This is a genomic window from Arthrobacter sp. NyZ413, from assembly GCF_049390645.1.
Classification (GTDB): Bacteria; Actinomycetota; Actinomycetes; order Actinomycetales; family Micrococcaceae; genus Arthrobacter.
On record NZ_CP155434.1, the window covers coordinates 2,699,231 to 2,721,669 of the forward strand.

General features: G+C 64.7%; 18 protein-coding genes, 1 tRNA gene and 1 riboswitch. Of the genes, 2 read left to right on the top strand and 17 right to left on the bottom strand.

From position 1 onward, the window contains the following. The first annotated feature begins 44 nt into the window (after positions 1-44). Positions 45-3,467: an error-prone DNA polymerase gene (locus ABCW42_RS12595; protein ID WP_423181574.1), complete on the top strand. Its 3,423-nt coding sequence runs from the start codon at positions 45-47 to the stop codon at positions 3,465-3,467. Positions 3,468-3,482: 15 nt separating this feature from the next. On the opposite strand, the gene ABCW42_RS12600 is transcribed toward ABCW42_RS12595, so the two are convergent. The 14 genes from ABCW42_RS12600 to ABCW42_RS12665 form a co-directional block, all read right to left on the bottom strand. Then, positions 3,483-4,385 carry an NAD(P)H-hydrate dehydratase gene (locus ABCW42_RS12600; RefSeq protein ID WP_423181575.1) on the bottom strand — a complete coding sequence of 301 codons (903 nt, stop codon included), beginning with the start codon at positions 4,383-4,385 and terminating at the stop codon, positions 3,483-3,485. Further along, positions 4,369-5,136 (bottom strand): histidine phosphatase family protein, encoded by a 768-nt coding sequence (locus ABCW42_RS12605; protein ID WP_423181576.1) that lies wholly within the window; start codon positions 5,134-5,136, stop codon positions 4,369-4,371. The genes ABCW42_RS12600 and ABCW42_RS12605 overlap by 17 nt, the downstream gene beginning before the upstream one ends. 373 nt (positions 5,137-5,509) lie before the next feature. Beyond that, a tRNA-Ala gene (locus ABCW42_RS12610) sits at positions 5,510-5,585 on the bottom strand. Positions 5,586-5,729: 144 nt separating this feature from the next. Continuing rightward, positions 5,730-6,128, bottom strand: coding sequence for a ribosome silencing factor (gene rsfS / locus ABCW42_RS12615; protein WP_133203089.1), 399 nt, complete (start codon positions 6,126-6,128; stop codon positions 5,730-5,732). A 62-nt stretch (positions 6,129-6,190) separates the two neighbouring features. Beyond that, positions 6,191-7,549 (bottom strand): hypothetical protein, encoded by a 1,359-nt coding sequence (locus ABCW42_RS12620; RefSeq protein ID WP_423181577.1) that lies wholly within the window; start codon positions 7,547-7,549, stop codon positions 6,191-6,193. A gap of 7 nt (positions 7,550-7,556) precedes the next feature. Further along, entirely contained in the window at positions 7,557-8,180 is a 624-nt protein-coding gene (gene nadD, locus ABCW42_RS12625; RefSeq protein WP_235835445.1) for a nicotinate-nucleotide adenylyltransferase, read from the bottom strand. 55 nt (positions 8,181-8,235) lie between these two features. Further along, positions 8,236-8,472 carry a hypothetical protein gene (locus tag ABCW42_RS12630; RefSeq protein WP_423181578.1) on the bottom strand — a complete coding sequence of 79 codons (237 nt, stop codon included), beginning with the start codon at positions 8,470-8,472 and terminating at the stop codon, positions 8,236-8,238. 77 nt (positions 8,473-8,549) lie between these two features. After that, a complete protein-coding gene (locus ABCW42_RS12635) occupies positions 8,550-9,920 on the bottom strand; it encodes a glutamate-5-semialdehyde dehydrogenase (protein WP_423181579.1) in 1,371 nt (456 codons plus the stop codon). Further along, positions 9,917-11,107 carry a glutamate 5-kinase gene (proB, locus tag ABCW42_RS12640; RefSeq protein ID WP_423181580.1) on the bottom strand — a complete coding sequence of 397 codons (1,191 nt, stop codon included), beginning with the start codon at positions 11,105-11,107 and terminating at the stop codon, positions 9,917-9,919. Before proB ends, ABCW42_RS12635 begins: the two co-directional genes overlap by 4 nt. Beyond that, positions 11,097-12,686 (bottom strand): GTPase ObgE, encoded by a 1,590-nt coding sequence (obgE, locus tag ABCW42_RS12645; RefSeq protein WP_423181581.1) that lies wholly within the window; start codon positions 12,684-12,686, stop codon positions 11,097-11,099. The genes proB and obgE overlap by 11 nt, the downstream gene beginning before the upstream one ends. 141 nt (positions 12,687-12,827) lie before the next feature. Beyond that, the gene (gene rpmA, locus ABCW42_RS12650; protein ID WP_003803426.1) at positions 12,828-13,091 is read right to left on the bottom strand and encodes a 50S ribosomal protein L27; all 264 of its coding nucleotides are present in this window, start codon (positions 13,089-13,091) and stop codon (positions 12,828-12,830) included. 60 nt (positions 13,092-13,151) lie between these two features. Then, positions 13,152-13,460 (bottom strand): 50S ribosomal protein L21, encoded by a 309-nt coding sequence (gene rplU / locus ABCW42_RS12655; RefSeq protein WP_423184882.1) that lies wholly within the window; start codon positions 13,458-13,460, stop codon positions 13,152-13,154. 409 nt (positions 13,461-13,869) lie between these two features. Further along, positions 13,870-15,390, bottom strand: coding sequence for a bifunctional hydroxymethylpyrimidine kinase/phosphomethylpyrimidine kinase (gene thiD, locus ABCW42_RS12660; RefSeq protein WP_423181582.1), 1,521 nt, complete (start codon positions 15,388-15,390; stop codon positions 13,870-13,872). Beyond that, positions 15,382-15,478: riboswitch (TPP riboswitch) on the bottom strand. (Overlaps the previous gene by 9 nt.) Positions 15,479-15,622: 144 nt before the next feature. Then, the gene (locus tag ABCW42_RS12665) at positions 15,623-18,895 is read right to left on the bottom strand and encodes an Rne/Rng family ribonuclease (protein ID WP_423181583.1); all 3,273 of its coding nucleotides are present in this window, start codon (positions 18,893-18,895) and stop codon (positions 15,623-15,625) included. Positions 18,896-19,364: 469 nt separating this feature from the next. Between ABCW42_RS12665 and ABCW42_RS12670 the strand changes: the two genes are divergently transcribed. Then, positions 19,365-20,063 (top strand): vitamin K epoxide reductase family protein, encoded by a 699-nt coding sequence (locus ABCW42_RS12670; protein WP_423181584.1) that lies wholly within the window; start codon positions 19,365-19,367, stop codon positions 20,061-20,063. Positions 20,064-20,147: 84 nt separating this feature from the next. Here the strand turns inward: ABCW42_RS12670 and ndk are convergent, their stop codons facing one another. From ndk to ABCW42_RS12685, 3 genes are read right to left on the bottom strand one after another with little or no spacing between them, the layout of a single operon-like run. Beyond that, positions 20,148-20,567, bottom strand: coding sequence for a nucleoside-diphosphate kinase (ndk, locus tag ABCW42_RS12675; RefSeq protein ID WP_423181585.1), 420 nt, complete (start codon positions 20,565-20,567; stop codon positions 20,148-20,150). Between the two features lie 53 nt (positions 20,568-20,620). Beyond that, positions 20,621-21,073 carry a DUF4233 domain-containing protein gene (locus ABCW42_RS12680; protein WP_423181586.1) on the bottom strand — a complete coding sequence of 151 codons (453 nt, stop codon included), beginning with the start codon at positions 21,071-21,073 and terminating at the stop codon, positions 20,621-20,623. A gap of 2 nt (positions 21,074-21,075) precedes the next feature. Next, a complete protein-coding gene (locus tag ABCW42_RS12685; RefSeq protein WP_423181587.1) occupies positions 21,076-22,437 on the bottom strand; it encodes a bifunctional folylpolyglutamate synthase/dihydrofolate synthase in 1,362 nt (453 codons plus the stop codon). Between the last annotated feature and the right edge of the window lie 2 nt (positions 22,438-22,439).

Sequence of the window (22,439 nt, forward strand, 5' to 3'; positions counted from 1 at the left end):
AAGAACACTTGAAGTAGGAACAGGCGCAGGCAGAAAGGCAGGAGATGGGCTGGAACAACCCGCCAATGACCTGGCCTGAATTCGAAAGCACGCTTTCCGGCCGGCGAAAGCCGAACGCCGGCAAAGGCAAAGGGGACGGCGGGGACAGCCCGGCCTGGTCGAGGAAACGCGGGCCCTACCAGCGTCCGCCCCTCGATCCCGCACAGGCAGCCGCCAAGGCGAGTGCCGCCGTCGTGCCTTATGCCGAGCTGCACGCGCATTCGAACTACAGCTTCCTGGACGGTTCCTCCTCCCCCGAGCAATTGGTGGAAGAGGCCGTTCGGCTTGGCCTCCACGCGCTGGCGTTGACCGACCACGACGGTTTCTACGGAATCGTCCGCATGGCGGAAGCGGCCGAGGCCTACAGCCTGAAGACAGTGTTTGGCGCAGAACTGTCGCTCGGGCTCAGCAAGCCGCAACATGGCGAAGCAGACCCCGAAGGCGAGCACTTGCTTGTGCTTGCCCGCAAGGAAGAGGGGTACCACAGGCTGGCGGCGGCAATGACTGCCGCGCATCTGGCGGCCGACTCCGAAAAGGGGCGGCCCATCTACAACCTCGACGCCGTAGCGGAGTCCTTGCGCGGCCATTGCCTGGTGCTGACCGGATGCCGCAAAGGCGCAGTCAGGAGGGCACTCTTGCGGGAGGGCGAGCAAGCCGCCGCCCGCGAGGTCGACGCGCTTATTGAAAGGTTCGGGCGGGGGAACGTGGTGGTGGAGCTCTTCGACCACGGCAATCCCCTCGACAGCAGCCACAACGATGCCCTCGCCCGCGTTGCGGACCAGGCAGGCATCCCTGTCATCGCAAGCAACGCGGTGCACTATGCCGCCCCTGCCGGCTACCCCTTGGCCACGGCCATGGCCGCCGTCAGGGCCCGCCGCAGCCTTGACGAACTGGACGGATGGCTGCCCGCGAACAGCGGAGCCCACTTGCGGAGCGGTTCAGAGATGGCGGCCCGGTTCGCCCGTTACCCGGGCGCAGTCGAGCGGACTGTCGAGATCGCCGACGAAATCGCTTTCCAATTGCGGGCCGCCAGGCCAAAACTGCCGAAGCTCGACGTTCCTCCGGGACACAGTCTCATCACATGGCTCCGGAGCCTCGTCTCTGAAGGGATCAAAGATAAGTACCCCGACGCCGACGAACGGGTCCACCGCAGGATCGAGCAGGAGCTCGCTGTGATCGAAGCCAAGGACTTCCCCGGCTACTTCCTGATTGTGCACGATATTGTGCGGTTCGCCCGTTCCCGGGGCATCCTCTGCCAAGGCCGTGGTTCAGCGGCCAACTCCGCCGTCTGCTACGCACTGGGGATCACCGCCGTCGACAGTATTTTCTACAACCTCCCCTTCGAGCGCTTCCTTTCCAGCCTCCGCGAGGAAGAGCCGGACATCGACGTCGATTTCGACTCGGACCGACGCGAAGAAGTGATCCAGTACGTCTACGGCAAATATGGACGGTTCAACGCGGCCCAAGTGGCGAACGTCATCAGCTACAGGCCAAAGAACGCTGTCCGCGACGTCGCCAAGGCGCTCGGCTACAGCCAGGGCCAACAGGATGCCTGGTCCAAGCGGCTCGATCACTGGGGCGACCTCAGCGACGGAAAGACACACAACATCCCCGAGCCGGTCCTGAAGCTCGCCGAACAGATCATGGGTGCGCCCCGGCACTTGGGCATCCATTCCGGGGGGATGGTCCTCACCGAAAGGCCCGTCGGCGAAGTGGTACCGATCGAACGGGCCCGGATGGACAACCGCACCGTCCTGCAATGGGACAAGGACGACTGCGAATGGATGGGGCTGGTCAAGTTCGACCTCCTTGGCCTGGGCATGCTTGCCGCACTGCAATACTCCTTTGATTTGATTGACAACAATTTCGGCGAGCGCTGGACCATCGAGAGCATTCCGCGGGAAGAGCAGGCCGTCTACGACATGCTTTGCCGTGCCGACTCCATCGGGGTGTTCCAAGTGGAATCACGGGCCCAGATCAGCACCCTGCCCCGGTTGAAACCGCGGGAGTACTACGATCTTGTGGTTGAAATCGCGCTGATCCGTCCCGGTCCGGTCCAGGGCGGCGCCGTGCATCCCTACATCCGCCGCCGCGCAGGCACGGAGAAAATCACGTATCTTCATCCCCTGCTGGAGCCCGTGCTGAAAAGGACCATGGGCGTGCCCCTGTTCCAGGAGCAGCTCATGCAAATGGCTGTCGCCGTCGGTGGCTGTACCGCGGAGGACGCGGACCTGCTCCGCCGTGCCATGGGCTCCAAACGCGGACGGGAAAAGATCGAATCATTGGAAGCCAAGCTCTATGCGGGAATGGCCGCCAATGGGATCAGCAAGGACGACGCCGATGCCATCTACGCCAAGATCCAGGCCTTCGCGAACTTCGGCTTTGCGGAATCCCACTCCTTGAGCTTCGCGGTCCTTGTCTATGCAAGCTCATGGTTGAAGCTCCACTATCCCGGAGCGTTCCTCGCCGCCCTGCTTCGCGCACAACCCATGGGCTTCTACTCACCCCAGTCGTTGGTGGCTGATGCCCGGCGCCACGGAGTCCAGGTGTTGCGTCCCGACGTCCTCCGTTCCCGTGCCGAGGCAACCTTGGAAAAGATCGATGATCCGAAGGAAAGGGATCAGGGCGGCATGGATTCGTGCCTCGAGTTCCACCAGCCCCCCATCGGTCCCTTCCTGCAGGACCAACCCCGCGAAGACCACTTGCACCGCCGCGACGGTTCACATGCGGTGCGGTTAGGGCTCGACGGCGTGACGTCCATAGGCGCGGAGGTCGCGAAACGCATCGTCGCGGAAAGGGATCAAAACGGCCCCTTCCGGGACATGGGCGATCTGTCGAGACGCGCGGACCTCAGCGCGGAGCAATTGGAGGCACTCGCTTCGGCCGGGGCGCTCGATTCGCTCGGCATGAACCGGCGCGAGGCGCTATGGCAGGCCGGCGACGCGGCCCTGGAGCGGGAAGGGCAACTGCCGGGAACGCATGTCCCCGTCCAACCGCCCTTGTTGCCTGAACTCTCGCCGCAGGAAAACGTTGCCTACGATATGTGGGCAACCGGGATCAGCACGGATGACCACCCCATGCGGCACGTCCGTGGCGGCCTGGATTCAAGGGGCGTCCTGCGGGTGGACAGGCTCGCCCAGGTGAAGTCGGGCACCCGGGTGGAGGTGGCCGGCGTCGTCACTCATCGCCAACGGCCGCAGACCGCCCAAGGGATAACCTTCGTCAATCTGGAAGATGAAAGCGGAATCCTCAATGTCATCTGCAGCATCGGCTTGTGGAAGCGGCATCGTCGCGTGGCCAGGGAATCTTCGGCGTTGGTAGTCCGCGGGTTCCTGGAACGCACACAGGAAGGAGTCACCAACCTGGTGGCCGACAAGTTGGAGCCTTTGGTCCTGACGGTCAAGTCGGCTTCCCGCGATTTCAGGTAGCCGGACTGCCGGGACTCACGTGCCCAACTCCATCATGAGCGGCGGCAATTCGTCCGCGAGCTCCCGCGCAAGGTAGCCAACGCTGCCCTTCCGGCTGGCGAGCCTGTCGCCCGCGCTCGCGTGGAGGTGCGAACCCCAGCAGGCCGCCTGCGCCTCGGTTGTTCCCCTGGCCCGCAACCCGGCAACCGCCCCAGCGAGGACATCCCCGCTACCCGAGGTGCCAAGCCCGCCATACCCTGTGGTCAATTCCCACGGACCTTCCGATTCCGCGGCCGCACCATCGCCTTCCGCCACGACTCCGCGGCTCGCGACCACCGCCCCGTATTTTCGAGCGATCTCGACGGCGTCCATCACCGGATCGCCCGTTTCCCGCCCCAGGAGGTACGAGGCTTCCGTGGAGTTCGGCGTGAGGATCACCCGGCCACCCCATGGTTGGAGGTCCTCGCCGAGGTCCGGAAGGACTCCCAGGGCGTAGGCGTCGAGCACCAGGCATGTGCTCCCCCCGGGCTGGTACTCTGCGAGGAACCGCTTCAGCAAGGCGCGGGTTTCATTCGGGCTGTCCAACCCGGGACCGATGAGAACGACGTCGGCCGCGTCCAGTTCTTCGGAGAGGGCGTCGGTTCCCGGCCACCGCACCGAGCCGTTGCCGACTTCCGGCAGCCCAACCACCCCGGCCTCCGGGACCGCGACGGCCAACTGCACGGCAACGGCTTCCGAAACCGCCAAGGTGAGCCGTCCTGCGCCGACCCGAAGAGCCGAAATACCCGCCAACATGGCCGCTCCCGGCGTCCTCCTCGCTCCACCAAGGACCAGCACCGACCCGCGCTCGTATTTGTTTCCGGGGCCTGGAAGCCGCCACTTGCGCAGCATGTTCGGCGTGATCGGCGTCGGGCTCCGCTTCTCAGCGGGGGTGGACATCGGTGTTACCTCCATGCTCCGTCACGGTTACGCCCTGCGACGCCAAGTGGCCCGTCGAGTTGAACGTCTCGAGGGTCCACGGCTCCTCGCCCGGCGCACGTACATAGCGGGTCACGGAGGCGTTGAAAATGCTCGACGTTCCGGCGATGCCCAGCACTTGTGCTTCGCTGAGCCCTTCCAGGATGTAGCGAAGCAGCAGGATCACGGCATCATGGGTGACCAGCAGGATACTTCCGCCCGGCGTGGACCGTTCAAGGTCCAGCAGGAAGGAGCGAAGGCGCAGGACGACGTCGGCCCAGGATTCCCCGCCCGGCGGCCGGTAGTAGAACTTGCCCAGCCAACGCCGACGCCGGGCTTCCTCGGGGAACTTGGATTCCACACCGAGGGCCGTGAGCGTGTCCAGAATCCCCAGTTCCCGGTCCCGCAAACGCTCATCGATGTGGAGTGGCAGCTCCCACCCAGCGGTTCGGGAAGCGAGTGCCGCTGTCCGGTGCGCCCTCGCATACGGAGAGCACCAAATGGTGTCCGGAGCCCTGCCCTCCAACATCGCGCCCAAGGCCCTGCCCAGGGCCACCGACTGTTCCCGGCCCAGCGCCGAGAGATCGATGTCCGCATCCCGCGCCTCCACCGGGACTACTTCGGCAGCTGCCATGCTCGCGGTCGTCGCCGCGACATTGCCAAGGCTTTCACCGTGGCGTACCAACAGAAGCTCCACGGCCCCCTGCGAAACGTTCTTCCTGTTTTCGTTCACGGGTCTCCCTTCACACCGGCTGTGAACGCCACGCTACCGGCGTGAGGAGGAACGTTCCAGAGAAAACGCGTCCGGAAACCGGATGGGCTATATCAGGACGACAGTAAACTCAGCGTCCATCAGCACCAGGGCCTTTGGCCCCCCGGTCAATGGGGGATCCGGTGTCGCGTTTCTGAAGCGGCAAACAGAGACGCGGCCGATTCTTGCGCCGTGATTTCCAGTACGTATCGTGCGCCGCAATAGGGTGTCCATGATGCGTCAAATACTAGAGAAATTGAAAGAGCCACCCGACCGGGTGGCTCTTTCAATTTCCAAAAAGTTGAGGCCTTACTCGAAGGCACGAATTTAATCCGTGATTCGAGTAAGGCCTCTATGGTGGAGCTGAGGGGACTCGAACCCCTGACCCCCTGCATGCCATGCAGGTGCGCTACCAGCTGCGCCACAGCCCCATATTCTTGCTGCCTCGCCCGCTGAAACAACGGCTTTGACAGCCCCGTTCAGCTTCTCTTTCCTCCGAAGCAACTCCAATATCTTAGACCAGCGTTTCCGAAAATTCCAAATCGGGCATATTCCGTTCGGCGATGGCTTTCCGGCTACGATTCCTCGGCGGCCCGGGCCTTCGCCGACGCGTCGTCACCGAGCCCCAGGTCAACCACGGGGCAGTCTTTCCACAGGCGCTCCAGTGCGTAGAAGACGCGGTCTTCACTGTGCTGGACGTGCACCACGATGTCCGCATAGTCGAGCAAAACCCAACGGCCTTCAGCCCGGCCTTCACGGCGCACCGGACGGAGGTCCTGCTTGAGCAATTCCTCCTCGATGCCATCGACGATCGCGTTGACTTGCCGCTCCGTCGGGGCGGACGCGATGAGGAACACATCGGTCAGCGCCAGCCGTTCACTGACGTCCAGGGCGACGATGTCCTCGGCCAGTTTGTCCGCCGCCGCGCGGGCGGCGTGGCGGGCCAAGAGGACGGATGTTTCATGTGCAGTCACGGGACTCCTTGTAAGCGGCTTCGATGACGATCGAAGCCTGATTGATGGCCGAAAGCCTATGGTCAGCGTGATAGTCCGCTGCTGATCATGATGATGCCCACGATCAAGGCCAAAACTCCGACGCCCACGAGCCCCAGGACGATGAGGCGGGCACGCTGCGCCCGGCCAAGTCCTGCGGTCGCCGCGTCCAATGGCTCCAGTCCGTGTGCCGAACTCGCCGAAAGGGGCGGGTGCTCGGAGACTTCGGCTCCGGTCCCCCGCTCCGCTTCAATGTCCGACGCCGGACGCCGGACCGCCGCCTTCGCTGCGGCTTCCGCCCGGGCGAGGACTCCTGCCCTGCCGCGCAGCGTGCGTGGCTTGCCCGCTGACTGGCCGGGCTTCAGCTTGGGACCGGGCGACGTCACCAGGGGTACGAAGCTCGTGCTGGGCGGCTTCATGACCGGACGGTCCATGCCCGGAACCTTGACGAATTCCAAGGGCGTGACCATGGCGAGGTTGCTTGCCGCGGAAGGATCGGTCTTGGCCGGTGCCGCAGGACGACTGTTCTGCTCGGCCAGCTTCTGCTTGGCCATGGCCCTCTTGTTGAGGATCGCCTCGCGTTCGGCCTGGGCGATCTGCTCCGCCAACGCCTGTGGATCGGCCGCATCAGCGTCAGCGCCGGCTACTTGCGTATCAGCCCCGGACTGCCGGCCAGCGGTATCCACCTGGACAGCGGATTCCATCGCGGCGATGTGCTCAAGCTTGTTTGCCTGGTTGCTAGCCTGGGCGGCCAGGAGCTCTCGCGCCATGAGCGCCTGCTCCACGGTCATGTCGGGCGCGCCGGGCGGTGGACCGGCAGTCACGCGGACCGTTCCGTCAGGCGAGGTGGTGACGGGGCCACCGCCGGTCCTGGGCTTCGGGTTCGCGTTGCCCGGGGTGTTCGAAACAGGACCTTGCGACGGCGGTCCGCTGGTCACGGGACCACCTGCGCCAGGTCCGCCCGGGGTCCTTTGTCCCGGCGCGGGTGAACCCACAACCGGAATCATCGCGGTGCCCGGAGCAACTTCCTCTTGAAGCTCACGAAGCCGCATTTGCCGGCGGGTGGGCGGACCACCGCGGGAAAGCTGCTGCTCCTTGTCGGCCAGCTCCTTGATGGCCCGCAGCGCGGCACGATCGCGGGCACGCGCCTGGGAGGAACGTTCCGCCGCGGGCTGCGCGTCCAAGGGGGCATCGGCTACACGCCGGACCCGGTTCGCCGAGGCTGATCCGCCGCCCGGGTGCGCAGCCCGGGGGGTCGATTCCGGGGTCGCTGCGTCAGTGATCTCCAGGTCTGCGGTGTCCGGATCTACGGTCTCCGGGCTGGCGCCCGGCTGTTCCAGACGCGCATCCCGGGCTCGTCGAAGCTCACGCCGGCTACGGATAGGAGGCTGTTCCTGGCTCATTCACAACTCACTCGGTACGGGCTTGGTGGTCTGATCCGGTCATGGCATGCACGGACGAACCCAGGCCGGGTTTGCCCGAGTACAGCTTGTACTTGGCGATGTACTGCACCACGCCGTCGGGCACGAGATACCAGACCGGATTGCCGGCACCCACACGTGCACGGCAATCCGTGGAGGAAATCGCCATGGCGGGCACTTCCAGGAGGCTGACATCGTCTCCCCTGCCCATGTCGTCAAGGACGTGGCCTGGCCGGGTGACACCGACGAAGTGTGCCAGCGACCAGAGCTCGTCCACGTCTTTCCACGACAGGATCTGGGCCAAGGCGTCGGCGCCGGTAATGAAGAACAGATCGGCATCCTGCCGCAGAGTCCGGAGGTCCCGCAGCGTGTCGATGGTGAACGTCGGCCCGGGGCGGTCGATGTCCACCCGGCTCACCGTGAAGTTGGGGTTCGAAGCCGTGGCAATGACCGTCATGAGATACCTGTGTTCAGGTTCGCTGACCAGCCTGCTCGACTTCTGCCAGGGCTGCCCGGTGGGCACGAAGACCACCTCGTCCAATTGGAACTTGGCTGCCACCTCGCTGGCGGCAACCAAGTGGCCGTGATGGATGGGATCGAAGGTCCCGCCCATCACTCCCAAACGGATCCGGCGCCCCGACTGTTCGAAGGGTTTTGCAGCGGAAATGTCAGTGACCCAGCCCTGGGTGCTTGGCCGGGTGCTGGCGGTGCGGATCCGAGTGCTCCTCCACAGCATCGTGGCGGTTGCCGAGGTTCGTGTAGGAAACAGCGATGAACATCAGGATCAGCAGGATGCAGAACATCGTGCCTCCGATGACGAACGGAGGAGCCAACAACGGTGCAGGCGCCTCGCTTTCGCCTCCTCCTTGGGCGAGGACTGATATGGCGATCTGCTGAAACTGCATTTTCTCCCCTAGCGGTTCAAAGGATGTCGACGGCGGATCCCCACCGTCCAAGACTTCTGTTCTATGTTACAGCGTTGCTAGCCGCGGATCTGGCCTTCACCCTGGACGATCCACTTCGTGGTGGTCAGTTCGGTGAGGCCCATGGGACCGCGTGCGTGCAGCTTCTGGGTGGAGATGCCCACCTCTGCACCCAAGCCAAGTTCGCCGCCGTCGGTAAAGCGCGTGGAAGCGTTCACGATAACGGCCGCGGAGTCGATCTCGGCAATGAACTTCTCGGCGTTGGCAAGGTTGTTCGTCAGGATGGCTTCCGTGTGGCCCGTAGTCCATTTGCGGATGTGGGCGACGGCCTCATCCAGGCTGTCCACCATTGCGACGGCGAGGTCGAGGTCCATGTATTCGGTGGCCCAATCGACGTCGTCCGCCGGCACCGTTTCGACGGTACCGGTGAGCGCTGCCTGGACCCGCTCATCGGCATGGAGCGTGACCCCCGCCGACCGCAGGGCGGCCGCGACCGCGGGCAACACGGTGGATTTCGAATGCACCAGAAGCGTCTCTACCGTATTGCAGACACTGGGGCGCTGGGTCTTGGCGTTGAGCAGGATGTCCACTGCCATGTCTTCGCCGGCGGACTCGTCGATAAAGATATGGACGTTGCCCTCGCCGGTCTCAATGACAGGCACGGACGAGTTGTTCACCACAGTCTGGATCAGGTCACGTCCACCGCGGGGAATCAGGACGTCCACCCGGCCACGGGCGCGCATCAGGACGTTCGCACCCTCACGGCCGAACTGGTCCACGGTCTGGACGGCATCGGCCGGCAGCCCCACGGATTCCAAGGCATCGCGCAAGATGGCGACCAAAGCTTCGTTGGTGTGGGCGGCAGCGGAACCGCCGCGCAGGATCACGGCGTTGCCGCTCTTCAGCGCAAGTCCGGCGATGTCAACAGTGACGTTCGGGCGTGCTTCGTAGATAGCGGCCACCACGCCCATGGGGACGTTGACCTGGCGCAACCGAAGTCCGTTCGGGAGCGTCTGCCCACGGACCACGTTGCCCACGGGATCGGGCAAGCCGGCGAGGTTTTCCAAGGCCGCCACCAGGCCCTCGATGCGTGCCGTGGTCAGGGTCAGGCGGTCCAGCAAGGCAGCCGAAGTCCCGTTGCTGCGTCCCGATTCAACATCCTTGGCGTTGGCCGCAAGGATCAAGGCTTGGTTTTCCTTCAGGGCGGAACCGATGGCGTGCAAGGCACGGTCCTTCCAGGCGCGGTTTGCCTGGCCCATGCTCCGCGCCGCGTGGCGTGCGCGGTCCGCGATCGAGTGCACTGCCGCTTCCACCTGTTCAGGCGTGGACGGCACCTGCCCGGGCTCCGGAGCTTCCGGCGCCTGAGCGGCCTGGCCGGTCGTCAAGGAGTCGGTGATCACGGGAGAATCGGGGGTGAGTGCCTCAGTCATTCTCCAAGTTTAGTGGAGCGCGGCGGCTGGACCAGCACGAGGTCGTCAACATGGACAACCACGCGGTCATATCCACGGCCCAGGTCCTTGGCGAGTTCCTTCGTGGAACGGCCAAGCATGCGGGGAAGCTCCTCGGAAGAGTAGTTCACCAATCCCCGGGCAATCACGGTACCGGCAGTGGACAGCATTTCCACGGGGTCGCCGGGCTCGAAGTCTCCGTGGACGGAGGAGATCCCCGCGGGAAGCAACGAGGTGTGGCGGTCCCGCACTGCCCGGACGGCTCCGTCGTCGAGCACCAAACTGCCCCGTACCGACGCCAGGTGCGCCAGCCACAGGAGCCGGACCGGCTTGCGGCTGCCGTTGATGGCGAACCATGTGCCCACGTCCTCGCCCGCCAGGGCGGCGGCGGCGTTGGCGGTGGACGTTACCAATCCATGGATTCCGGAACTGGCGGCAATCGAGGCAGCCTCCACTTTGGTGGTCATGCCACCCGTTCCGACCCCCGCTTTGCCCGCCTTGCCGATGGTGACTCCAGCAAGGTCCTTGGGGCCGGTCACCAGCGGAATACGCTTCGCGCCGGCCGACGGCGGTCCGTCGTAGAGGGCGTCGACGTCGGACAGCAGCACCAGGGCGTCCGCGCGGACAAGGTGCGCTACCAAGGCAGCCAGGCGGTCGTTGTCTCCAAAGCGGATTTCGTGCGTGGCGACGGTGTCATTTTCGTTCACGACCGGTACGACGCCGAGATTCAGCAAGCGGTCAAGCGCCCGGTAAGCGTTGCTGTGCTGGGTCCGTCGCATCAAATCATCAGCAGTCAGCAGGACCTGGCTGACGGTGACCCCGTGCGCGGCGAAAGCCTGCGAGTAGCGCGCCATGAGCAATCCCTGGCCCACGCTCGCCGCCGCCTGTTGGGTGGCGAGATCCTTGGGCCGCTTCGCGAGGCCGAGGGGAGCCAGCCCGGCGGCAATGGCGCCGGACGAAACCAAAATGATCTCCGTGCCCGAGTTCCGCTTCTCCGCCAAAGCATGGACGAGCGCGGTCACGGACTTCTCGGAGATCCCGCCCTTGATACTGGTCAGCGACGACGAACCGACCTTGACCACGATCCGCTTGGCGTGGGCCAAGGCCCTACGTTCGACGGCGTCGCTCACCTCGCCGCGTTCAGCCGCTTCGGAAGTACTAGTGGTCATGGTCGTTGTCCAAGCCGCTTTCCTTCAGGGGCTGGGATGCACGACGGCGGTTGGCGGACTCGGTCCAGATTCCCGCCTTGCGCTCGGCTTCGAGCTCGGCGCGCGCCGCGGCTTTGGCTTCACGCCGTTCGATTTGTTCTTCGCGCTTTTGGGCGCGCGTGGGACGGTCGCCGAGATCGGCGACGCGGATGTCCGTGCCTCGCGGCGTGCCGAGGAGTTCGGCGCCGGCCATCATGGTGGGCTCCCAATCGAACACGACTCCGTCGTCTTCGCCGATCACCACGGTGTCACCCGGAACGGCGCCCATCTTGAACAACTCGGTTTCAATACCGAGTTTGGCCAAGCGGTCGGCGAGGTATCCAATGGCTTCTTCGTTGGTGAAGTCGGTCTGCTTGACCCAGCGGACCGGCTTTTCACCCAACACCCGGAAGAGCGGTTCGAGGTTCTTTTCCTCCCGGCGGATGCGGAAGCCGGTCTCATTGACGGCGCGCGGGCGGAGCACAGGGGCCGCCACCTTCGGAGGCGCAGCGGTAACAGCATCGCGGGCTGCCATGACGATCTCGGCCATCGCGAAGCTCAACGGGCGCAGGCCTTCGTGGCTCGTCGCCGATACTTCGAAGACGCGGTAGCCGCGTTCCTCCAATTCGGGACGGACGAACTCGGCCATGTCCCGACCATCGGGGAGGTCAACCTTGTTCAACACAACGAGCTTGGGGCGCTCATTCAAGGGCACTACCTCGCCGTCCACGCCGGCGTAGCTCATGTCCACCGCGTACCGGTCGAGTTCCTGCTCGATGATCGCAAGGTCGGAAAGGGGATCCCGGTCCGATTCCAGCGTTCCGCAATCGAGGACGTGCACCAGGGCGGCGCAACGCTCCACATGGCGGAGGAAGTTGTGGCCGAGGCCCTTGCCCTCGCTGGCACCCTCGATGAGGCCGGGGACGTCGGCAATGGTGAACCGGACATCTCCGGCCTGCACTACGCCCAGGTTGGGAATCAAGGTGGTGAACGGGTAGTCGGCGATCTTGGGCCGGGCTGCCGACATCGCCGCGATCAAGCTGGACTTGCCGGCGGACGGGAATCCCACGAGGGCGATATCGGCAATGGACTTGAGCTCAAGGACGATGTCGCTCGAATCGCCTTCGATACCGAGGAGGGCAAAGCCGGGAGCCCTGCGTTTCTGGGAGGACAGGGCGGCATTGCCAAGGCCACCTTGGCCGCCCGCCGCGGCGATGTACTCCGCGCCTTGGCCTACGAGGTCGGCGAGGACCACTCCGTCCTTGGTTTTGACAACCGTTCCTTCGGGAACAGGAAGGACCAGTGTTTCGCCGTTCTTGCCGCCTCGCCAGTCACCCATGCCGGGACCGCCGTTGGTGGCGTGGCGGTGAGGGGCATGGTGGTAGTCAAGGAGCGTCGTGGTCTGGGCATCGACCCGCAGGATGACGTCACCGCCGTTGCCGCCATTGCCGCCGTCGGGACCGCCCAAGGGCTTGAACTTCTCACGCTTGACAGAAACACAGCCGTGGCCGCCTGTTCCGCCGGATACATGAAGTACTACCCGGTCTACGAAGGTGGCCACGTGTTTCTCCTCAAAATGGATCCTGCTGCTTGATTGCGTTGGCGAAGCTGGCTCTCCGCCCCGCCCCAGTAGATTCTAGTGCGGTTAAAAAGACAGGTGGAGCGGGCCAACCGGCCCGCTCCACCCGTTCAGAACGTTGTATTACTCTGCAGCTGCAGCAGCAACGATGTTCACGACACGACGGCCGCGGCGAGTACCGAACTCAACCGCACCGGCCTGCAGTGCGAACAGGGTGTCGTCGCCACCACGGCCGACGCCGGCGCCCGGGTGGAAGTGGGTGCCACGCTGGCGGACGATGATCTCGCCTGCGGAAACAACTTGGCCGCCGAAGCGCTTCACGCCGAGGTACTGGGCGTTGGAGTCACGACCGTTGCGAGTGGAGCTCGCGCCTTTTTTGTGTGCCATGGGATATGCCTGCCTTTAAATTCTTGGGAATCTGTTGAAAGCCTGAACAGCAACCAGCGGTTACTTGATGCCGGTGATGCGGATCTTGGTCAGTTCCTGACGGTGACCCTGGCGCTTCTTGTAGCCGGTCTTGTTCTTGAACTTCTGGATGACGATCTTCGGACCACGGAGGTCTTCGAGGATCTCGGCCGTGACCTTGACCTTGGCAAGGTCTGCAGCGGCGGAGGTGACCTTGTCGCCGTCAACCAGGAGCAGTGCGGGCAGCTCAAGGGTGCTGCCGGCTTCACCGGCGACGCGGTTCAGGGTTACGTAGTCTCCAACGGAAACCTTTTCTTGGCGGCCGCCTGCGCGGACAATCGCGTACACCACTTGGGCACTCACTTCTCTCGACGTTTATTACTAAATTTGCGTGCGGAACCCCGAACCGAAACGGGCCTGGTTCACGCTGTGCCTCAACGCCGTGGACCCCTATGCGGAGTCCATGAGTTATCCCTGAACAGTCCCGAATCAAGGAACGGTTTCAAAGAAACAGTTCCGAACGAAAGGTTCTCTGGGCATAACCCAAGTGTTGGCGTAAGCACCGAGGATCTAGATTACGCTAGTTTCTCCCCCGGCTGCAAATGAGGCCCGGTCCGGAGGCCGCCATGTGATGGATGCCACGGACTGGCAATGCCGCCGTCCGGTACCGTGCCCGTACAGCTTACCCTTGACGTTGGCGAAACCCCGGACGTGCCGCCCGACACGCTGCGGCAGCGGCCCACACCGCGTACGGGGGTTGTCAGCCGTGAACCCGCGGCGCGTCGAAAAACGCTGTTTCATAGCGGCAGGACCGGGAAAACGCCTCCAACATCGCTTCCCGCTCCGCGGGCGACGCCGCGCCTGCGGCAACATCGATGATGCCGATGGCCGTGCGGGTGGCTTCGGCGAATGCTTCGTCAGCGTATGTGCGCAACCAATCGGCGTAAGGGTGCCCCGCCGGTGCGCCCGACTCGAGGTATCCGTCGTGGAGCTGCCGGCCCACCTCGGCGTACAGCCAATAGCACGGCAGGATGGCAGCGACCAGGACGGCATAGCTTCCCGATGCCGACGCCGCCACCAAGTGGTCCACGTAAGCCTTCGTGACGGGCCCCGGCTGGCTGCTGGATTCTCGGGTCGCCAGCCAGTTCCGGTGCAGCTCGGACTCGACCTCCAGGCAGGTTTGGGCTCCACGGGCCCAGAACAGCTGTTCAGCTTCGCTTGGAGCCAGTGCGCTTGCCCGCGCCAGGACCCGGGAGTATCCGTTGAGGTAAATGGCATCCTGAGCCAGGTAGTACGCGAAATGGTTTTCGCCAAGCGCCCCGGACTGCAGGTCCTTGATGAAGTCCAAGGCATGGATGGCGTCCAGTTCAGGGCGGGCCTCCTCCCACAACCGTGCCGCGAACTCCCCGGGCTGGAGGCCGTTGTCCAGCGCATGGAAGTGGTGGATCGGCCCGTTGCCCTTGCCGACTTCCAACACCGCTGATTCCGCCAGTGCCCCGTGGAGCCACGGCTTGACCACGCGAAGGGCGGACTCCCAATCGCCGGACCGCACCTTGGCGGTGGCCATCGCGGACGAGAGCGAGCAGCCCGTGCCGTGGCTGTTGCGGGTTTCCACCCGCTCGCCGGGGAAGACCACGACGTCCTGGCTCAGCAGTCCAACGGTGTTCACCAAGGCGTCCGGGCAGCCCGGTCCCTCCAAGTGGCCGCCCTTCACCAACACGGTGTTTCCACAGGCGGCGGCCAGCCGCTTGCCCTGCGCGAGTGCCGAGTCCCAATCAGCGGCTTCGGATTCGCCCAGGAGCATGGCCAGTTCCGGCAGGTTCGGGGTGATCAGATCGGCCAAGGGCAAGAGCTCGCGGAGCGCGGCTTCCGCGGATTCCGCGAGGAGGCGGTCGCCGCTGGTGGCGATCATCACGGGGTCGAGGACCACGACGGCGGGACGCACCTTCCCGAGCCAGCGGCGTACTTCCTCGATCACCGCGGCATCCCCGAGCATGCCGATCTTGACGGCGTCCACTTCGATGTCGTTGCCGATGGCTTCAAGTTGCTGGCGCAGGAAATCAACAGGCGGAACATGGACCCCGGTGACGCCTTGCGTGTTTTGGGCGGTGAGGGCCGTAATGGCGGCCATGCCATAACCACCTTGGGCGGCGATGCTCTTAAGGTCGGCTTGGATTCCCGCTCCGCCCGAAGGATCGGATCCGGCGATGCTGAGGACCCTGGGCACGCGTCGGCGCGTTGCCTTGAGCGGGTACACGAGTGAATGCGGTGATGAAGCCATGCGGGACATCCCTTCGCCGGTGCTAACCGGACAGGTTCAACGGGTCTGGTCTCAGCCGGCTTGGTGCGCGGCACCCCGTGTCAGTCCCTTAGCTTAACCCGGATCACACGAAGTCCGTGGATCGAGCGTTCGACGAGCCGCTGGGGGCCCGGGCCGCCCGAAGGCCGGAACGAAGAAGCCCCGGCAGTGTCCGCGGATGCGGAAACCACCGGGGCTTCGAATGAAGGTACCGTCAGAGCTCGGACTTCGGCACGCCGACGCCAAGGATGATCGGTTCCTCTGTCGACGTGGGCTTGGCGGATCCTTCAACAGGGACCTTGGCCTCGTGGGCGGAGCCGCCTGACGCAGCCGCGGAGGCCTCATGGTGTTCGACATCCGTGGCGTTGGCCGCGCCCTGCGCCCGGCTGGCGCTACGGTTGCGGCGTGCCCTGCGGCTGCGCGGTGCAGACTCCGCGGACCCGTTTGACACAGCAGGCCCAGGAGCGGGAGCTTCCTCCGCGCGAGCCTCGCCCTCGGAAGGCTTGCTTCCCGATGTTTCCGCTTCCGGGGCAGCCTGTTCGGGACCTTCCCCTGCCGGGGTTTCGTCTTCCGGGGCATGGCCGAGGCCGGCAAACGCCTTCGCCAGCAGGTCCAGGCTCATCGTCGGAGTGCCCGCAGCCTGGGGCTCCGGGTGGTGGACGAAGGGCAAGGCGACTTCTTCGCCACCAAACCGCAACACGGGCTTCACGCGTTCCTCGATGCCGAACGGGCTTGACGAAGGAGCAGCGGCTTCCTGTCCACCGGAGGACCCGGCCCCACCCGCGGACGAACCCGGCGTCGCGGCCGGAGCCTGGACGGGCGCTGCGCCGGACTCTTCCGCGGTTGCCTCGCCCGCGGCGAGTTCCGCGGCATGCCGCAGCTCGTCGTCGTGCACGTGTGCCGCATGGGCCGCGGCCGCAATGGTGGCAAGGGCCGCACGGGTGGCGGCCTGGCGGCCGGGATCCGTCGGTTCGACATGGACGGCACCCGCAGTGGTTACCGGGGCCTCGGACGAGCCCTGCCCCGACCCCCTGCTGCGGCGGCGCTTCCGCGGTTCAGTGCGGCCTGCCGGCTGGGATTCGGCGCGTGGGTGGTGGTGCTCGGCGGCCAAAACGTTGGCCCGGCGATGCTCCACGGGCTCGTCGTGGGTGACGACACCGCGCCCTGCACACACTTCGCACTGCTCGCCGAAGACTTCGAGCAGCCCGGTGCCCATCCGCTTACGGGTCATCTGCACCAGGCCAAGCGAGGTCACTTCGGCGACCTGGTGCTTGGTGCGGTCCCGGCCAAGGCATTCGACCAGGCGCCGCAGCACGAGGTCGCGGTTGGACTCGAGGACCATGTCGATGAAGTCGATGACGATGATTCCGCCGATGTCGCGCAGGCGCAGTTGCCGGACGACTTCCTCCGCCGCTTCGAGGTTGTTCTTGGTGACGGTCTCTTCAAGGTTGCCGCCGCTGCCGGTGAACTTGCCCGTGTTCACGTCAACAACGGTCATGGCCTCGGTGCGGTCGATCACGAGCGAACCGCCGGAAGGCAGGAAAACCTTCCGCTCCAGGGCCTTGTGGATCTGCTCATCCACGCGCCAAGCCGAGAAGATGTCCTGCTCGGACGTCCACTTTTCGAGGCGCCCCACCAGGTCCGGAGCCACATAGGTCACATAGGCTTCGATGGTGTCCCACGCCTCATCGCCCGAGACGATGAGCTTGGAGAAGTCCTCGTTGAAGACGTCGCGGACAACCTTGATGGTGAGGTCCGGTTCGCCGTACAAAAGTTCCGGAGCAAGGATCTTCGTGGACGTGGACTGGCTCTCGATGCCTTCCCACTGGGCGCGCAGGCGGTTGATGTCATGAGTCAGCTCTTCCTCGGAAGCGCCCTCGGCAGCGGTGCGGACAATGACACCGGCGTTTTCGGGAAGGCGGTCCTTGAGGATCCGCTTCAGGCGGTTCCTCTCGACGTCGGGCAGCTTGCGCGAGATGCCGGTCATGGACCCGCCGGGAACGTAGACGAGGTAGCGTCCCGGAAGGGAAATCTGGCTCGTCAAGCGGGCGCCTTTGTGGCCTACCGGGTCCTTGGTGACCTGCACGAGCACCGAATCGCCGGACTTCAGGGCGTTTTCGATGCGGCGCGGCTTGCCTTCCAGCGTCACGGTGTCCCAATTGACTTCACCGGCGTACAGCACCGCATTGCGGCCGCGTCCGATATCCACGAAAGCGGCTTCCATGGACGGCAGGACGTTTTGGACCTTGCCCAGGTAAACGTTGCCGATCAAGGAGTCCTGCTGCGTCTTGGACACGAAGTGTTCGGCCAGCACGCCATCTTCCAGGACCCCGATCTGGATCCTGTCGTCACGCTGGCGCACGATCATCTGCCGGTCCACGGATTCGCGGCGGGCCAGGAACTCGGCTTCGGTGATCACTTGACGGCGACGCCCGGTCTCCCGGGATTCACGCCGGCGCTGCTTCTTCGCTTCAAGGCGGGTGGAGCCCTTGACGCTCGTGACCCGATCCGGGCCCGTGGACTCCACGTGCGCGCGGGGAGCGCGGACGCGGGTCACAGTGTTGGGCGGATCGTCGTCTCCGCCGCCGGTGAGCTCGAGGTCCTGGTCGCCGCGACGACGCCGCCTGCGGCGACGCGAGGTCACGCCTTCTTCCAGGGCTTCCTCGGCCTCGGCTTCCCCGTTTTCTTCACCCTCGACAGAGGCCTCTTCACCGGGAACTTCATCGCGATCGGACCCACGGCGGCCACGCCGCCCGCGGCTGCGACGCCGACGGCGACTTCCGCCCTCATCCAGCTCGTTGTCATCGCCAGGCCGTTCGCCGCCCTCGGATTCTTCATCGACAACGGCAGGGCGCACAACCGTGCTCAAGTCCGGAGCCTGGAAAAGCATGGAGGTAATGGAGCCCGGTTCCAGGAAGAGCGACGCGGCAGGGCCGGCGGCAGCTGGCTCGGCGTTCCCAGCGACGGCCGGCTCAGCATTCTCGGCCAGCTCTTCGGCCTCTTCTTCAGTGACCGGTTCCGCGACTGCCACTGAAGGTTCTTCGGCGGGTGCTTCTTCGGCTGCGGGTTCAGCAGGGACTTCCTCCGCTGGTTCGGCTGCCGCCGCTTTCGTCGTACGACGGCGCCGCACCGGCTTTTCGGGTGCAGCTTCCGTTTGCGGGGTTTCGGGTTCGACGGCGGCAGCCTGCGCGGCGTCCCCGGAACCTTCAGGGGAAGTTTCTTCAGCGAAACCAGGCAACGGTTCGGCGTCGACCTTCTTGCGGGCCCGGCTGCGCCGGACGGGCGCCTTGGGCGCTTCAGGAGCCGTTGCGTCGGCGACCTGCCCTGCGGACGGGGCGTCAGCTCCGGCGTCGGGCGCTTCCCCGGGTGCCTCCGCAGCAGCTTTCGGAGCGGCCTTGCGGCGGGTGCGGGTGGCCTTCTTCGGCGTCTCCGGGGCTGCTTCCGGCGCCGCGTCTTCGGCGGCGGCTACAACTTGCTCATTATCCATATGTGGCAACACTCCTGCCCTTGCGCAACCGCCACATCCGGTGCCCAGAGGGGCAATATTTGTCAAAACCCGCAGGCGTTGACAGAAGTCAGTAGTTGTCTTTCCGGTTCGCACCGGCATGCGGGTGCGGCATCCACGGAAAGCCGGCCTTGCTCAAAACCCGTTGTTCTATTGCCACAACCAGGTGCCGTCCATTGCCGCTGCGGGCCTACCGAGGATCATCGGATCCGGCATGCCCTGCTGGCGGCTGGCGGTCTTGGGAACAAGATGCCGGACCGGAATCCGCATGTGGATCGGCTTCCGGCCATGTCCATTCTCTCATACGCCCGCGCCGCCAGCGGGAAAATGCGGTGTAAAGCTGCCGTGCCGCCGCGCACGCTGGACGCCGCCTTCAGCCTCCGCGGCTAGAATCCTCCCAAGAGCAGTCCCCGGTGAATGGCCGGGCCCCTCCAGAAAAGGACAGCGAACCATGCCGAGCCCTGCCAGCCCGAACCTGGCCAATGACGACGCCCGCCGCCTCAACGAGGACAAGGAAAGCAACAACAAATCCGGGAAGAACGCTGCGGCGGCAGCCTTGCCCCGCATGGTCCGCGATGTGCCGTTCGCCTGGCTGCTGCTGGCCACCGGCACGGTTGCCTGGTTGGCTTCCGGGTCCTTGGTCCTCGAGAAGCTGCAGGTCCTGATCAACCCCCAGGCCGGGACGTTCTGCGACGTCAATCCCTGGATTTCCTGCGGAGACGTAATGAAGACCCCGCAGAGTTCGGTCTTCGGCTTTCCCAATATGTTCATTGGCATCGTGGCGTTCGCCGTGATCATCACCACAGCCATGGCCCTGTTCGCGGGAGCCAAGTTTGCCCGCTGGTACTGGGTGGGACTCCAAATCGGTGTAACGCTCGGATTCATCTTCATCGTGTGGCTCTGGTCCCAGGCGCTCTACGCCATCCATATACTGTGCCCGCTCTGCATGGTGGTGTGGGCATGCATGATCCCGCTGTTCGTTTTCGTGACCATCCGGAACGTGGTCCACGGTGTCATTCCAGCCCCTGCCCGCTTGGCCAAGACCCTCGGCGAATCCGGTTGGATTATCTCGGCCCTGCTCTACGTGGGCGTCATCGCAAGCATCTTCTTCGCGTTCATCAACATGTTCATCGGGACTTCGGGCTACTGAGGACGTCACATACCGCGAGATTACAGTTAAGGCCGATGTTCACTCTCGAACATCGGCCTTAACTGTAATCTCGTTGAGCGGCGGCTACGCGCCGAACCAGATCTTGATCTCGCGCTCGGCGGAATCCACCGAATCGGAACCGTGGACCAGGTTCTGCTGGACAGCCAGGCCCCAGTCGCGGCCGAAGTCGCCGCGGATGGTGCCAGGTGCCGCCGTCGTCGGATCCGTGGTGCCCGCCAGAGAACGGAACCCTTCGATCACGCGGTGGCCCTCGAAGATCGCGGCGACAACAGGGCCGCTCAGCATGAACTCGACCAGTGGCTCGTAAAACGGCTTGCCGACGTGCTCTTCGTAGTGCTGCTCCAGCAGGTCGCGGGTAGCGTTCACCTTTTTCAGTTCGGCCAGAACGTAACCTTTGGACTCGATGCGGGCGAGGATGCTTCCGCTCAAGTTACGGGCCACGCCGTCGGGCTTGATCAGTACAAGGGTGCGCTCAATGCTCACAGTTGCTCCAATGATGGGTGTGTGGGTTTCCCAGCCAGTTTACGGGGTTTGGCTCAGGCGGATTGCCCGGTGGCGCCGTCACCGTGCGCGGCGTCCCACTCTGCCTGCTCGCGGTCACGCTGGACGTTCTCGCGGTCGATCCTCATACCGGCACGGATTCCGTACCACCAGCACGCCGCGAAGAGGATTCCGACCACGAACATCGTCGGTTCCGCGATTCCGGTCAGGATCAAGATGAGCTGCAACGCCCAGCCGACAGCGACTCCCCACGGCTTGTTGACGACGGCGCACGCGAGCACCAGCACCACGCTCAACGCGATACCGAAGGCCAATATCAAGCCCGGCGCCACTTCACCGCGTTTGAGCCCGAAAACGGCCAACGTGGCGAAGAACGCCACGAAAGCTTCAAGGAGCAGCACGGTGGAGGCGAACATCGCCTTGGTGGAACGGCGCTTCTTGGGCATGCCGGGGCGCCACTCGCGCTGGGCTTTCGTCAGCCTTGCCATGCTCAGGCACCTGCCTTTCCAAGCAGGATGCGGGCTTCAGCCACAACCGTGATGGAACCCGTCACGAGCACGCCGCCCGCGAGGTCGTCGTTGGATTCGGCACGCTCCACGGCCCATTCGATCGCGTCGTCAAGCTTCTCGGCGATGTGTACGTTTTCTTCGCCGAATCCGAGGTCGACAGCGAGATCGGCGAGTTCCCCTGCGGGAATGGCACGCGGTGAGTTGGACTGCGTGAAGCAGAACTCCTCGGCGAGGTCGCCCAAGGAATCCTTGAGCTGCCGGAGGATCTCTTCGGCGTCTTTTTCCTTCAGGATGCCGATCACCACCACAAGCTTGGTGAAGTTGAAGGACTCCTGGAGGGCTTCAGCCGAGACACGGATACCGTCCGGGTTGTGCGCTGCGTCCACAATGATCGTGGGGGCCGTGCGCACTACCTCGAGCCTGCCCGGAGAGGAAACGGTGCCGAAAGCTTCGCGAAGGACATCGGCGTCGAGTTCCCGCTCGCCGCCGCCAAAGAACGCTTCGAGGGCCGCGACGGCCACGGCAGCGTTCTCGGCCTGGTGGGCGCCGTGCAGGGGCAGCAAAAGGTCCTCGTAACGGCCGGCGAGTCCCTGGATGGTCAGCACCTGGCCGCCGACGGCGACGCTGCGGGATTCGACGCCGAATTCGACGCCTTCGAAGCGGAAGGGCACTCCTACTTCGCGGGCCTTCTCGAGCAAGACTTGCGCAGCGTCCACTGGCTGGGCGGCGCTCACGAGGAATCCGCCGGGCTTGATGATTCCGGCCTTCTCGTAGGCGATGTCCTCCGTGGTGTCGCCGAGGAGGTCCGTGTGATCGAGGGAAATCGGGGTGATGACGGAAACCTGGCCGTCGCCCACGTTCGTGGCGTCCGTGATGCCGCCGAGGCCGACTTCCACCACCGCGACGTCCACGGGCTGGTCCGCGAAGACCGCGAAACCAAGGATCGTCAGGCATTCGAAGTAGGTCAGCCGCGGCTGGCCGTCGGCCAGGAGTTCCTTGTCCACGATTTCGAGGTACGGCCGGATCTCGTCCCAGATCCGGACGAACGTCTCATCCGATACCGGCGCGCCGTCGATGCTGATGCGTTCCGTGACTTTGGACAGGTGCGGGCTGGTGTAACGGCCCGTGCTCAGTCCGTGGGCGCGAAGCCCCGCCTCGATCATCCGGGCTGTGGAAGTCTTGCCGTTGGTTCCCGTGATGTGGATGATCGGGTAGGCCTTGTTGGGCTCCCCCAACACGTCCATCGCCCGGTACAGCGGTGCAAGCCGCGGTTCCATCTTGTTTTCCGGGGCGCGGCCCAACAGTTCGGCGTAGACGCTTTCTACGGAGAATTCATCGCTCATGT

What these genes read in the sequence shown, in the direction of transcription:
- ABCW42_RS12595 (WP_423181574.1), top strand. Translation starts at nt 45, where the DNA reads ATGGGCTGGAACAACCCGCCAATGACCTGGCCTGAATTCGAAAGCACG.
- ABCW42_RS12600 (WP_423181575.1), bottom strand. Translation starts at nt 4,385, where the DNA reads ATGTCCACCCCCGCTGAGAAGCGGAGCCCGACGCCGATCACGCCGAAC.
- ABCW42_RS12620 (WP_423181577.1), bottom strand. Translation starts at nt 7,549, where the DNA reads ATGAGCCAGGAACAGCCTCCTATCCGTAGCCGGCGTGAGCTTCGACGA.
- nadD (WP_235835445.1), bottom strand. Translation starts at nt 8,180, where the DNA reads ATGGGCGGGACCTTCGATCCCATCCATCACGGCCACTTGGTTGCCGCC.
- ABCW42_RS12630 (WP_423181578.1), bottom strand. Translation starts at nt 8,472, where the DNA reads ATGCAGTTTCAGCAGATCGCCATATCAGTCCTCGCCCAAGGAGGAGGC.
- ABCW42_RS12635 (WP_423181579.1), bottom strand. Translation starts at nt 9,920, where the DNA reads ATGACTGAGGCACTCACCCCCGATTCTCCCGTGATCACCGACTCCTTG.
- proB (WP_423181580.1), bottom strand. Translation starts at nt 11,107, where the DNA reads ATGACCACTAGTACTTCCGAAGCGGCTGAACGCGGCGAGGTGAGCGAC.
- rpmA (WP_003803426.1), bottom strand. Translation starts at nt 13,091, where the DNA reads ATGGCACACAAAAAAGGCGCGAGCTCCACTCGCAACGGTCGTGACTCC.
- thiD (WP_423181582.1), bottom strand. Translation starts at nt 15,390, where the DNA reads ATGGCTTCATCACCGCATTCACTCGTGTACCCGCTCAAGGCAACGCGC.
- ABCW42_RS12665 (WP_423181583.1), bottom strand. Translation starts at nt 18,895, where the DNA reads ATGGATAATGAGCAAGTTGTAGCCGCCGCCGAAGACGCGGCGCCGGAA.
- ABCW42_RS12670 (WP_423181584.1), top strand. Translation starts at nt 19,365, where the DNA reads ATGCCGAGCCCTGCCAGCCCGAACCTGGCCAATGACGACGCCCGCCGC.
- ABCW42_RS12680 (WP_423181586.1), bottom strand. Translation starts at nt 21,073, where the DNA reads ATGGCAAGGCTGACGAAAGCCCAGCGCGAGTGGCGCCCCGGCATGCCC.
- ABCW42_RS12685 (WP_423181587.1), bottom strand. Translation starts at nt 22,437, where the DNA reads ATGAGCGATGAATTCTCCGTAGAAAGCGTCTACGCCGAACTGTTGGGC.